This is a genomic window from Pseudomonas sp. Root569 (assembly GCF_001427465.1).
Taxonomy (GTDB): Bacteria; Pseudomonadota; Gammaproteobacteria; order Pseudomonadales; family Pseudomonadaceae; genus Aquipseudomonas; species Aquipseudomonas synxantha.
Genome location: NZ_LMGQ01000015.1, coordinates 1 through 12,151 on the forward strand (window position 1 = coordinate 1; position 12,151 = coordinate 12,151).

The 12,151-nt window shown below is 60.0% G+C and carries 14 protein-coding genes and 1 pseudogene; 4 read left to right on the forward strand and 11 right to left on the reverse strand.

Going from position 1 to position 12,151, the window contains the following annotated elements; genetic code table 11:
• The 3 genes and pseudogenes from ASD70_RS14715 to ASD70_RS14725 all read right to left on the reverse strand — a co-directional run.
• Nucleotides 1–222 (reverse strand): annotated as a pseudogene (locus ASD70_RS14715) (hypothetical protein); the annotation flags it as partial.
• Nucleotides 223–254: 32 nt separating this feature from the next.
• Nucleotides 255–1,076 carry an SDR family oxidoreductase gene (locus ASD70_RS14720; protein ID WP_046069134.1) on the reverse strand — a complete coding sequence of 274 codons (822 nt, stop codon included), beginning with the start codon at nucleotides 1,074–1,076 and terminating at the stop codon, nucleotides 255–257.
• A 148-nt stretch (nucleotides 1,077–1,224) separates the two neighbouring features.
• Complete coding sequence (locus ASD70_RS14725) at nucleotides 1,225–1,704, reverse strand: GNAT family N-acetyltransferase (RefSeq protein WP_043050118.1); 480 nt, start codon at nucleotides 1,702–1,704, stop codon at nucleotides 1,225–1,227.
• A 188-nt stretch (nucleotides 1,705–1,892) separates the two neighbouring features.
• Between ASD70_RS14725 and ASD70_RS14730 the strand changes: the two genes are divergently transcribed.
• The 4 genes from ASD70_RS14730 to ASD70_RS14745 are packed head-to-tail and all read left to right on the forward strand — an operon-like array spanning nucleotide 1,893 to nucleotide 4,275.
• Nucleotides 1,893–3,179, forward strand: a complete 1,287-nt coding sequence (locus tag ASD70_RS14730) for an MFS transporter (protein WP_235577304.1) — start codon at nucleotides 1,893–1,895, stop codon at nucleotides 3,177–3,179.
• The gene (locus tag ASD70_RS14735; protein ID WP_046069135.1) at nucleotides 3,176–3,526 is read left to right on the forward strand and encodes a hypothetical protein; all 351 of its coding nucleotides are present in this window, start codon (nucleotides 3,176–3,178) and stop codon (nucleotides 3,524–3,526) included. The genes ASD70_RS14730 and ASD70_RS14735 overlap by 4 nt, the downstream gene beginning before the upstream one ends.
• Before the next feature lie 51 nt (nucleotides 3,527–3,577).
• The gene (locus ASD70_RS14740) at nucleotides 3,578–3,844 is read left to right on the forward strand and encodes a hypothetical protein (RefSeq protein ID WP_043050075.1); all 267 of its coding nucleotides are present in this window, start codon (nucleotides 3,578–3,580) and stop codon (nucleotides 3,842–3,844) included.
• Nucleotides 3,845–3,894: 50 nt separating this feature from the next.
• On the forward strand, nucleotides 3,895–4,275 hold the full coding sequence (locus tag ASD70_RS14745) for a Rho termination factor N-terminal domain-containing protein (RefSeq protein ID WP_043050076.1): 381 nt from the start codon (nucleotides 3,895–3,897) through the stop codon (nucleotides 4,273–4,275).
• Between the two features lie 116 nt (nucleotides 4,276–4,391).
• Here ASD70_RS14745 and ASD70_RS14750 read toward each other — a convergent pair whose 3' ends face one another.
• The 8 genes from ASD70_RS14750 to ASD70_RS14785 all read right to left on the reverse strand — a co-directional run bounded on the left by ASD70_RS14750 (nucleotide 4,392) and on the right by ASD70_RS14785 (nucleotide 11,718).
• Nucleotides 4,392–5,309, reverse strand: a complete 918-nt coding sequence (locus ASD70_RS14750) for a PfkB family carbohydrate kinase (RefSeq protein ID WP_056846814.1) — start codon at nucleotides 5,307–5,309, stop codon at nucleotides 4,392–4,394.
• A complete protein-coding gene (locus tag ASD70_RS14755; RefSeq protein ID WP_046069138.1) occupies nucleotides 5,302–6,768 on the reverse strand; it encodes a purine-cytosine permease family protein in 1,467 nt (488 codons plus the stop codon). Before ASD70_RS14755 ends, ASD70_RS14750 begins: the two co-directional genes overlap by 8 nt.
• Before the next feature lie 88 nt (nucleotides 6,769–6,856).
• Nucleotides 6,857–7,858: an ADP-ribosylglycohydrolase family protein gene (locus ASD70_RS14760; protein ID WP_056846815.1), complete on the reverse strand. Its 1,002-nt coding sequence runs from the start codon at nucleotides 7,856–7,858 to the stop codon at nucleotides 6,857–6,859.
• Nucleotides 7,855–8,568 (reverse strand): GntR family transcriptional regulator, encoded by a 714-nt coding sequence (locus ASD70_RS14765; RefSeq protein ID WP_046069140.1) that lies wholly within the window; start codon nucleotides 8,566–8,568, stop codon nucleotides 7,855–7,857. Before ASD70_RS14765 ends, ASD70_RS14760 begins: the two co-directional genes overlap by 4 nt.
• 70 nt (nucleotides 8,569–8,638) lie before the next feature.
• The gene (locus tag ASD70_RS14770) at nucleotides 8,639–9,199 is read right to left on the reverse strand and encodes a DUF1285 domain-containing protein (RefSeq protein ID WP_046069141.1); all 561 of its coding nucleotides are present in this window, start codon (nucleotides 9,197–9,199) and stop codon (nucleotides 8,639–8,641) included.
• 16 nt (nucleotides 9,200–9,215) lie between these two features.
• Nucleotides 9,216–9,821, reverse strand: coding sequence for a DUF4823 domain-containing protein (locus ASD70_RS14775; protein ID WP_046069142.1), 606 nt, complete (start codon nucleotides 9,819–9,821; stop codon nucleotides 9,216–9,218).
• A 136-nt stretch (nucleotides 9,822–9,957) separates the two neighbouring features.
• On the reverse strand, nucleotides 9,958–10,926 hold the full coding sequence (locus tag ASD70_RS14780; RefSeq protein WP_056846816.1) for a GTP 3',8-cyclase MoaA: 969 nt from the start codon (nucleotides 10,924–10,926) through the stop codon (nucleotides 9,958–9,960).
• Nucleotides 10,927–11,052: 126 nt separating this feature from the next.
• Nucleotides 11,053–11,718, reverse strand: coding sequence for a TetR/AcrR family transcriptional regulator (locus ASD70_RS14785; protein ID WP_046069143.1), 666 nt, complete (start codon nucleotides 11,716–11,718; stop codon nucleotides 11,053–11,055).
• Nucleotides 11,719–12,151 lie beyond the last annotated feature (433 nt).

Here is a 12,151-nt window from a genome sequence, read left to right on the forward strand (position 1 = left end):
ATCGCGGTGGAACATCTTGAACAGCAGGGCTACCGCGATGTGCTCGATCTTGATCACGGTGAAACCGTGTTCCTTGCCGGCTTTTTCGGCGAAGGCCCATTCTGTTTGAAACCAGGGTTCTTCGGCCTGCTTGACCAGAAAGCCGATCTTCACTTCTTCAGCCGATACAACGCCGCTGAACGCCAGCGCCAGCGCCACAGCCCCGAGTGCCTTCTTGAACATGAACCACCTCCTTCTTGTTATTGGAAAACGCTTTAGTCGTGGTACATCACCGACCGCCCGCCATCGATCATCAGGCAGGTGGCATTGATAAAGGGCGCCTCGTCGGTCGCCAGGAACAGCGCGGTCATCGCCACCTCGATGGGCTGGCCGATGCGCTTGGGCGGGTGCAGGTCGAACGCGCGCTGGCGCTCGGCGTGAGGGTCGGCGAAACCGTTCCAGTAGTCGACGTTGAGCTGGGTTTCGATATAACCCGGGGCGATGGCATTCACACGGATGCCCTTGGACGCGTATTCGATGCCCAGGGCGCGGGTAAGGCCGAGCAGGCCATGCTTGGCGACGGGATAGGGAAAGCACCCGGGAATGATGTGGCTGGAATGGGTGGAGGCAATATTGATGATGTTGCCGATGCCCTGCTCGATCATGTGCGGCAACACCGAGCGGCAGCCGTACCAGGCGCCGTCGAGGTCGATGGCAAAGCAGCGGCGCCAGTCTTCGTCGGTCATCGCCAAGGGGTCGCGGAACACATTGACCCCGGCGCAGTTGACCAGCACATCTACGCGGCCGAAGCGTTCGATCGCCAGGTTGACCAGCGCCCGCCATTGATCCTTGGAGGTGATATCGACGGGCTGGGCATGGATCTGCGCACCGCGTTCGCGCCAATGGGCGGCGATCTTCTCGATTTTTTCGCCCTGGATATCGGCAATCACCAAACGCGCCTGCTGGGCCTGGAAGCAGGCGACAATCGCTTCGCCAATGCCTTGGGCAGCGCCGGTGACGATCACTACCTTGTTCTTCAAACGCTCGCCGTAAGTCGGCTCGGGCACCGCGGGTAGTGACAACGGTTGTGCCTGCATCGCTTCACCTGTTTTATTTTTTGATAGTGAGTGCTGATGCAGGCGACTATAAACCTAGATCTTGAAATATCTCAATATATAAATTTCAATCCCACATTGTGAGTAATCGCAAAAAAAACCGGCCATTCATAGCCGGTTCCGAAGACCGTCAGCCTTGGGCAAAATCCCTCAGCGCATCACCTTCCATACGATAGCGCACCCACTCTTCCTGCGGCTGGGCGCCGATGGACTTATAGAAGGCGATTGCCGGCTCGTTCCAGTCCAGCACGCTCCATTCAAAGCGACCGCAACCATTGTCACAGGCGATCTTGGCCAAGTGGCGCAGCAACTTCTTGCCCGCCCCGCCGCCACGTTGTTCCGGGTTGATATAAAGGTCTTCCAGGTACAGGCAGTTGCTGCCCAGCCAAGTGGAATAGCTGAAAAAGAACACCGCAAAACCAATCGGCAGGCCGTCGCGCAGACACATCAGGCCATGGGCCGTGGCACCTTCGCTGAACAGGCTGCGTTCGATATCCACCACGCTGGCGATCACCTCATGCCGGGCTTTCTCGTACTCGGCCAGCTCGGTGATAAAGGTCAGGATCTGCGCAGCATCGCTGGGCACGGCGGGGCGAATCTCGATGGTCATGGGCAAGCCTTGGGTAAATTCAGAGCCCACATACTAAGGCGGTTCAGTGACCGATTGCAGCGCAATTTCATACCCAGGAGCATGTTTTACTCCGCTGCACCGGGATGCCAGCACCGGCAAACACAGAACAATCCCGCTGGATACCCATGGTAAACAGTTGGCATAAATCCAACGATCAGGTCCTGCTCATGCACGCCACGTCTCCAGTCGGCGCAAAGACTTTCGCGCTGTTCTGCCTCGCCAGTTTCCTGCTGTCGCTCTCCTATGGCTCGACCTTTTTGCTGTCGCTGCTGATTCATTCACGCGGCGGCAATGAGCACGACGCTGGCAGTGTGATTGCCACGGCAATGCTCAGCACTTTTGTGGCGGTGCTTCTTTCCGGGCATTTGGCGGATGCGCTGGGCGCGGCGCGAGCAATTGCGAGCGCCGGCGTATTGCTGGTGTTGGCCTGCCTGGGGTTCGCCCTGACGCCTGGGTTTGGTCAGGGCTTGATGCTGTTCGGGCTGTCTCTGGGTCTGGGCTGGGGCGTGTTCTATACCCTGGGCCCGATCATCGTGACTCTGCTGGTAGAACCCTGCCAGCGTGCCAGGTATTTCGCCCTGCTGTCGGGCAGTATGTTGAGCGGAATAGGCTCCGGCCCTTTACTAGGGCGCGCCGCCATTGCGCTGGACCTGCCCCTGACGACTGCGTTCTATATCGCCGGTCTGGCCAGCCTTGCCGGCGTGGTGATGTTCTGGCGCATGGGCGCCCTGCTCAAGGGGCATGCGAATGTGCCTGCGTCGAGGATCACCTGGTTCGCTAGCCGCCGCGTACTGTCGTCCAAAGCGGTGTTCGCCATCCTGATGGTCGGCCTGGGTGGTTGCGTATTTGGTGGGCTGTCATCGTTCCAGACCAGCTACGCCGCTGCCCATGGGCTGGACTACTCATTGTTCTTTGCCGGCTTCCTGACGGCAGCGATCACCAGCCGTCTGCTGGTCGCCGGTTTTGTGGTCAAGCGCGATGCCTATCAGGCTGCCTGCGTGTTGTCCGGGATAATGCTCGGTGCGATCGCGCTGTTTGCATTTGGTGTGAGCGGCAACCTCAGCTATTTGCTGGCCGCCGCTATTTTGGGGGTCGGGTATGGCCTGACGTATTCGGTGATCAATGGGCTGGTGGCCAATGAGGCACCCAGTGGCACCACGTCCCAGGCGTTATTGCTGTTCAGCATGGCGTACTTTGTCGGCGTCTTCGGGTTTCCCTGGCTCGCGGGCAAGATCATTGTCGATTACGGTCTTTGGGCAATGATGCTGAGCGTACTGGTTATCGCCGCACTCAATTGGGCAATCGCCGCACTTCGCCTGATAACGCGCAGCGTTTGGGCACATAAAACGAATACAGGCGAATTGATACCGTTCGTCGACATCAAGGCACGATCACCGAATGAGGGGGGACCAATACAGGGTAAGGACATTAATCATATGGAGACACCCTCATGAAAAATTCCAAATTGTCTGCCCTCGCCCTCGCCGGCCTGTTGTCCGCCGCATCCCTGGGCGCGTTTGCCGCCACATCATCTACCGGCAAGACTGATCCAGTCGGTAGCCCGCCTAGCCCCGCCACCCAGGAATCCCAGGATTCAATGGGCACCGGCCTTGATACCAATGGTGGCGCGATCATCGACAACGGCGCGGACCCACGCACCAAGGGCAACGACACCCAGCGCCAGGCGCCGGCTGCCGTCGGCAACGGCAAGATGGGTCCCGGCACCACTAACAATGAGCCGAAAATCAACAAAGGGGATGACTCAAACGTCCCAGGTGCGCCGAAACAACCCGCGCCTTGAGATACCCGTAGTACGACCGACACCCGACCATTTCCCAGTGAAGAGGTACACATGAACGTCGATAGAAACCTTGAAAAAGAAGTCCTCACCCGTCTGCTGCACGCCCATCCGCAAGGCTTGGGCAAGGAGGTGCTGGACAATTACCGCGGTGAAAAGGAGGTCGCCAGTGTCTTGGCGTTCCTGCAGGACCGCGGATTGATCAAGGATGGGCATGTGACCACCGATGACGCCGGTGAATACTCGTTGAACCTGCCGATCAAGCTGACTGCCTCGGGTGTGGATGAGGCGCGCAAGCTGGACGGTGCAGTCTCTCAGTAATCCATTTCTGGGCTGGCCCCTGGTAACAGGGGCCAGCAGGAGTTTTAGCGATGCCTCGTGGAAGCAAAGCCAAATACACCACCGAACAGAAACGCAAGGCCGCTCATATCGAAGACAGTTATGAGCACAAGGGATTATCCAAGGAAGAAGCCGAAGCCCGTGCCTGGGCCACCGTCAACAAGCAGTCTGGCGGCGGTGAAAAAGCCGGTGGTTCGGGCCGGCGCAAGGCCCCGGCGAAGAAAGCCGAGGATCGGCATGAGTCGTCCAAGCGTGCGGCGGCCAGCCGTGAAGGACACCCGCGCAGCAGCCGGGCCTCGCTGGGTACGCAAACCAAGGAAAGCCTGATGAAGGAAGCGCGGGCCAAAAATATCCCCGGGCGCTCGACCATGCGCAAGGATGAGTTGATCCAAGCGCTGAAAAAAGCAGGCTAAACACCAATCAAAATGTGGCAGGGGGTTTGCCTCCGATTGCAGTGGACCAGTCAACAGATGTATTGACTGACACTCAGCTATCGGGGGCAAGCCCTCTCCCACATTTGGATCTATGTTTACCTGGAAACTAGTGCATCAACGTCGGCTGCGCCTGGACAAGTAGCCGGTCCCCAACGAGTCACTGCCAACGCCGCCGCCGCATTAGCCCGGCGTGCTGCTTCAGCCGGCTTCAAACCCGTCGCCAAGCCAGCAATAAACACCCCTGCGTGTGCATCCCCCGCACCATTACTGTCCACCGCATGCACTTTGAACCCGGGCACATGTTCAACCTCACCTGTGCGTCCCACCCAGCAGCCATTCGGCCCGTCACGTACTACGAGCAACGTTTGTGCAGCTAAATATCGATTCAGTTCGCGCAACGCGGCGGCGATATCCGTCGCCCCGGTAAACGCCAGAGCTTCCGGGCCATTGCTGGTCCAGATATCAATACGCGGTAGCAACCCACGCATCAACGTTGAATCCGGCGCCTTGACCAGCGGCCCCGGGTCGAACACCACAACGATCTCTCGTGGCAATGCCAACAGCCAGTCAATTAACGGCTGTGCCTTGCCTTCAAGGAGCAAGCTGTAACCACTGACATACACATAATCATCCGCACGCGGCACCGCGCGGGCCAGGTCTGCGGCACTCAGCTCGCCCTCGACGCCGATATGGGAAATGAATGTGCGCTCGGTGCTGGCTTCGGTCAGGGACACACACAGGCCGGTGTCTTTGTCGCTGCTGGCCGCCAAGGCCATCTCAACGCCCTCAGCCTGCATTGCCTCACGCGCCAGGTCGCCGAAGCGCCCGTTTCCGTGGCGGCCCAGGTACACCACCGGCAAGCCATTGCGCCGAGCGGCAGCCATCACGTTAAAGCCACCGCCGGCTTGGAAACTGGCGGATTTCGCCAGCACATCACCGCCCGTTGCCGGCAGGGTGTCGAGGGCCATGACCAGGTCGACGATGACCTGGCCGGTGTGCAGCAATCTAGACATTCGGACTCTCGACTAAAGCCGCGCGCCGGTCGGCCGCGCCGCCCAGTACCGCATAAATTCCGCCAGCCACCAGGAACGTGACGATCCAGCCCAGGCCGTTATGGCCAAGCCAGGAGTCGGACAACGGCCCGGCAAACCAGGTGTTGTCGGCGGTGGTGCCGATGGTGGTGAAGCTGAACCCCAGCACTATGGCCACGACCCAGGCGCCAAACGCCCGCCATTCCACGCCGCCGCGATACCAGTAGGCGCTGCTTGGGCTGACGTCCAGCAGGTCCTTGGGGCTGTAGTAGTGACGATGAATCAGGTCGACCACGAAAATCCCGACCCACGCAGTGATCGGCACCGCCAGCAGCGAAATGAAGGTAATGAACGGGCCATAGAAGCTGTCGGCGATCAGCATGAAGTAGATGGAACCTGCGAAGATCGCCACGATATCGACGATCACCGCATGCACGCGCTTGACCTTCAAGCCCAGGGTCAGTGTGGTGAGACCGGCGGAATACACTGACAGGTTGTTCGACAGCAACAAGCCGCCGAACGCCGTAATCAGGTATGGCACGGCCATCCAGGTCGGCAGCATGTCGCGGATCGCGATGATCGGGTCGGTGGCCGACGCCAGGTCATTGTTACCCACCGACAGCAGGCCGCCAAGAGTGATCAGCAGCACCAGCGGAATACCCGCGCCAAACGCGGCGGACGCCACCAGGCGCACGGCCTTGACGCTGCGGTGCTGGTAGCGCGACATGTCGGCACCGGCGTTGGCCCAACCGATCCCCGTACCCGCGGCCATGGTGCCGACACCGATGATCATTGCGCTCAGCGGCGCTGGGGTGGCGTTGAACACCGCGCTCCAGTCGATGGTGGCACAGAGGAATCCACCCACCAGGATGTTCAAGCCGCCGAATACGTAGGTGGCCCACTTCTGGATCACCAGCAAGGTGGCATGGCCGAGACCGGAAACGGCCAGGGTCAGTAGCACGAAGATAGCGATAAAGACCAGGGTCAACAGCGGCGCGCTTTTCGCCGCCACTGGCGAACCGAACAGGATCGAACACAACGACAACAGCACAAAGGCGGCGGTGGTGGTGTTGACGGTTTCCCAGCCCAGGCGCGACATCAGCGAGACCAGGGTCGGGCCGATATTGCCGCGTACACCGAAGATGGCGCGGGACAGGGTCAGGCTGGGCGCGCGACCTCGGCGACCGGCGATGGAAATAATCCCCACCACCGCAAAGGAGCCGGCGGCGCCAAGGATCGCAACGATGATCGCCTGCCAGATGGCCAGGCCACGAAACGCCACGAGGGTCGCGCCCAGCGGCAAACCGAGGATGCTGATATTGGCGGCGAACCATACCCAGAACAGCTGCAGCGGGTGGCCGTTGCATTCGCTTTCAGGGACCGGCTCGATACCGCGTGTTTCCAATTGCCCGGCACCCTGGCCGGAAGAGGTGCTGCTCATGAGGGGGTGCTCCTGATGCCTGTATTATTGTGGTTGTGGCAGATGTGCAATGTGCAGCGGTATCCCGGTCTTCTTTGACTTGTGCTGCTCAACGCAATTTGAGCAGTTCTTGAACCAGCGGCCACAACTCAAGGCCATTGACCTGCTTGACCTGCTCGATCAGCGCCTCGGGCCAGCATTGCATGCCCAGGCACGCTCCCAGCATGGCGCCGAGGATCGCGGCGATGGTGTCGGTGTCGCCTCCCAGGCTGGCAGCCAGGCACAGGGCCTCGAAGGCATTCATCTCGCCCGACGCCACTTGCTGCGCGAGGGCGAACGACACCACCACCGACTCCTGGGAGGCGACCGACGTGCCGATCAATTCATAGAGCAGGTCCGCAAACAGCGCTGTATCACCACTGCCAACGCTCAGGGTGCGCGCCCAGCTGATGCGCGTGGAAATGCGCCCCCCGGCGATCCAATGGCCGTGGTTTTCGGCCCGCTGCGCAATCTGGGTGCCGATGTTCAGGGCTTCTCCCAGGTCCACTCCGTTGATGCCGGCCGAGACCACCGCCGCCACGGCTGTTGCGCTGGAAATGCCCAGGCTGGTGTTATGGGTGACCTGGCAAGCCTGGATCACCGCCCGGATAAATGGCTCCGGATCGCTGACATCGGCCGCGATGCCCACTGGCGTGATGCGCATGGCCGCGCCATTGGTGGTGCCGTAGCGCCCCGACTCTGCCGCGGTGTGGCCGGCCAGGATCATGTCGATGGCACGTTTGGTCGACGGCCCGAGCAAGTCCTGGGAACCCTTGGCGCGCATCACAGCCTCCCAATCGATCAGGCGCTGAGCCAGCACCGTGGGTTCGATCTGACCCTGGCCTTGCACCAACAACTCGGCGACCAGGATGGCTTGCTCGGTGTCATCGGTAATGGAGCCGGCAGGCATGTTCGGGGCGATGGGCTGGTCGGCGCCCGCATCTTCCAGGGCGGTGATGGCTCCGAAACGCTGGCGTACCTGCTCCCGGCTCAACGACTGGGTGGGCATGCCCAAGGCATCGCCCAGGGCCAAGCCGTAGAAGGCACCAAGTGCGCGATGTTCTGCTGTCATTTCGACGCTCCGAATTGCAGGTGCAGGCGAAAGTGCACAGGGTCGAGCAGGCTCTCAACATGCTCCATGAAACGCTCGCGACGGTCATAGGTGGTGCGCGAGGCTTTGAGAAAGACCGTGCCGATCGGCCGCCCGAGCCGTTCGGCGTCTTCGTCGCTGAGGGGCTCGGCACCGATCCATTGGTCGCCATCGGCGCCCACATAGCCGTAGGCCGCCAGGGTGATGGTCAAGGAATTGTCGATCAGGCCGATGCGCGGCAGGCTTTCCAGGTCGCCGACGGCGGGCATCAGCGAGCGTTCCAGAGATACCGGGGTCCCGTCGGCAGCGCGGCGCAGGCGGTCAAGGGCGATGAATTGGTCGGTGCCGAAACGGCTCAACAGGTCCGCACGGGTCACGGCCTCGAAGCGCAGGATCTCGGTGGACACCTGCGCCCCCGTATCCGCCAGGGCCTGAGCCCAACCGCTACGCTGGTCCAGCACCATGCCGTCAAAGGTGACGATGGAGCCGACACCGCTTTGGGTCGCGATGTAGTGACGACGTTTAAGCTCGGCCAGCGCTTCGCGCAACGTGCCACGGCTGACTGCAAACTCCTCGGCCAGTTGGTGCTCGCCCGGCAGCAGGAAACCGTCGGCCATCACTCCACCCTCGATACGGCGAATGAGTTCGTCGACGACGCGTTTTTTCTTATCAAATCGGACATGTCTAATCATGTACAAATTGATAACCGAAAGCACCCATTCCCGGCAAGGGAATTATTTCAGAACAAAGACAAAATCGGCTTCAAGGTTCCAGGCCAATGGGGAAAAAAACCCCGCCGCTCCATACGCCAAGCCAGTTCTGACCGTTTATCGGACGGCTCACCGCCAGCTCCACCAATTGATAGAAGGCATTGCGGTGCACCAGGGCTTCAAGATTAGCGCGCACCCGCAGATAGGGCGCAGGTTCCTGGGTGTCGGGGTCGATCACCACCCGCAGAGGGTGCTCGAGGCCGGCCTCGACCTGCTCATCGACATTGGTGGTAAAGCGCAGTAATTGACTCTCGCCCTGCCCTTGCACGTCCAGGGTGACGGCGACAAACGGCGCGTCATCGACGGTTATCCCGACTTTTTCCACCGGGGTGACCAGAAAATAGTCATCGCCATCGCGGCGGATGATGTTGGAGAACAACTTGACCATCGGCTTGCGCCCGATGGGCGTGCCTTGATAGAACCAAGTGCCGTCGCGGGCGATGCGCATGTCGATATCGCCGCAGAAATCCGGGTTCCACAGGTGCACCGGCGCCGGTCCCTTGCCCTTGGGCAGTTGGGCCAATAGATCATTGGCCTTGGCGGAATCGGTCATGGGGTTCTCCTCAGGTCTACTGATTGCTCATGCCCAACAAGCCTCGGGCGTATTGCGCCAGGGGACGGGCAATCAGATCTTGTGGTGATGTGTCGTGGAACGTCAGTAAACCGCCACGACTGCGAATTCGGGCAGTATCGATCAAATACTGGGTGCTGGTCTCGATCAACATGACTTGGATCACGCCGCTGTCCAGCCCCAGGCGGTCCAGGGCTTGCTGGTCAGTCCATTCGTCGGCATTGCCGATACGGTCATCGGCTGCCGCAAAACGGCAATACAGCAAGTAGTGGGCACCCGCCTCGCGGGCTTCGGCCATGGCCTGCTCAAGACCTTCCGGTTGGCGCGCACGACGCACCATCGGGAAATATTCGACGAAGCCGTTGAACGCCTCCTCGGCTACCACGTTAGGCCGCGGATACGCACTGCCCGGCGGTACGAAGGCGCCCTGGGCGATAAACACAAAGGAGTCCGGCTGTATGCGCACTGAGGCAGTACGCCGGGTATCGCTGTGGTCGAGCAACCCGGCGTCGCTCATCTGATAGCGGGTGCCTTCGGCCATATCGCTGACGGTCATGCAACCGCCCAGGGCCAACAACGCCAGCAGCAAAACCAGACTACGCATCCTAATCCTCCAGAAGCCGGTGACGGAAAACCGGCGAATGGGGGTGAGATGCAGAATCCGCGCCATTGAGCAGCGCCCCCAATCAAATGTGGGAGCGAGCCCCCACATTCATTTGTGTGAACTCGGAAGATCTACATTAGCCGCCGATGATCTTCATGACCGTCGCGCCGCCAGAAAACGCTACTTCCTGTTTGTCGCCCAGGGCCTTCATCAGCAAGCCCTGCAGGGCCGGCAATGCCTGGTGGCGCGGCTGATCGAGCAAGTCACCGACGTAGTGGCGATTGCTCGATGAAAGGCACCCATGCAGCCATCCAGTGGAGGACAAGCGCAGCCGCGAACAGGTGCGGCAGAACGGCACGCTTTCGTTGGCGATCACGCCGAAGAAGCCCTTGCCCGGCACTTCGTAGCGCACTGCTGTGGCGTCGACGGGCGCATTGGCTTGCAAGTATTCGTGGTGTTCGCCGATCAGGCTGAGCAGTTGTTGCAAGCTGACGAACTGTTGCAGGAACGCGTTGGAGTCCTTGGCCAGGTGGCCCATGCGCATCAGTTCGATAAAACGCAGCTCGTAGCCGCGCTCCAGGCAGTAATCGAGCAGCGGCATCACCTGGTCCAGGTTCTGGCCGCGCAACGGCACCATGTTGACCTTGATCTTGATCCCGGCAGCGCTGGCCTGGTCCATGCCGTCGAGCACGGTGACCAGGTCGCCGCCACGGGCGATGCTGCGGAAGGCATCGGCGTCCAGGGTATCGAGGGAAACATTGATGCGTCGAATGCCGGCGGTCAACAGCAACGGCAACTTGCGCGCCAACAGTTGGCCGTTGGTGGTCAGGCTGATGTCGCTGAGGCCCATCTGCCCTACCGCGCCCATGAAAGCTTCCAACTTGGGGCTGACCAGCGGTTCACCGCCGGTAATGCGCAAGCGCTCGATACCGGCTGCTTCGATCAGGTAAGCCACCCCCCGAGCCATGGCCTCGGCCGAAAGTTCGTCTTGGGCAGCCACCAGCCGCTTGCCATTTGGCACGCAATAGGTACACGCGTAATTGCAGGCTGAGGTCAGGCTGATTCGCAAATTGCGAAAACGCCTGCCTTGACGATCAACGATCATGGATCACTCCGGCAGAGGATAATTCGGGCGCACTAAAAGCTGACTTATAAATCAGCTTTTAGCAAGGTCCTTGCCTGAGTATATTCCTGGGGTACTGCGCCTGGCAGTAAATCATTGGCGAATGACTTACGTAGCCGGGGTTTCACCACTCTTTTCAGCGCCTGGCAGTTCAGTGCTGTGCTTGCGCTTGTTGCCCATGCGCACACCGATGTCCATCAGGAACTGGAAGAAGCCTTCCTGATCTTCCAGCACATTGCTCCAGAACGGCGAGTGGTACAACGCCACGGCGCCATGCACCAAAGCCCAGGCGGCGCAGTAGTGGAAATACGGCGGAACGTCTTCGAGCTTGCCTTCACTGATACGGCCCTTGATCAGCAGCGTTAGGCGTTCGAAGTTCGAGGCGCGGATCTTGTGAAGCTCCTCGACCATTTCCGGCACCTGGTGACCTTTGACCACCTTCTCTTCCAGGCGGTCGAACAGGCGGTAGCGTTGCGGGTCACGCATGCGGAACTCGAAGTAAGCGCGGGACAGGGCTTCCTTGTCTTTGTCGACGTCGGCCGAGTGCAGCAACTCGTTCAAGTCACGCTCGTAATCGAGCATCAGGCGCAGGTAGATCTCGGCCTTGGACTTGAAGTGCTTGTAGATTGTGCCTTTGCCGATACCCACGGCATCCGCGATCATCTCGACGGTGACACTGTCTTCGCCCTGGTCGAGGAATAACTTGAGTGCAGTGTCGAGAATTTCCTGCTCACGGCGGCGAAACTCACGGACCTTACGGGGTTCTTTGTGCATGAGGAAGAGGTCTGCAAAGGTCGGAATAGGGAGGGTTGCGCAGGGCCACAGATACGTGGCGATACGATTTACCCGATGCGAGGGATTATCCCGACTGAACGGTCGTTGGGCAATGTCTATGTGAACCCGCCAGGCACATAACTTTCAATGCGCCAACGATCCTGCCTCTATCAGTCAGAAATAATACGTATCACCTGAACCTGCCCACCTGAGCAATGAGAACTCAAGAGAAGCGGGCGTATTCCAAATCTGTTTAAAAAACGATCAGATCCGACTGGACTGAATGAGATAGTGATCAATACTTCAACTGTCGGCGCGACATCTCCCCCAAGTGACGCGTCGACCTGGGTACCGACGGACTGTGTGCCCTTGTTTTACTCCTAATGGTCTTAGCCCGGATTCCCCCCCCAGAACCCGGGTTTTTTTTGCCTGG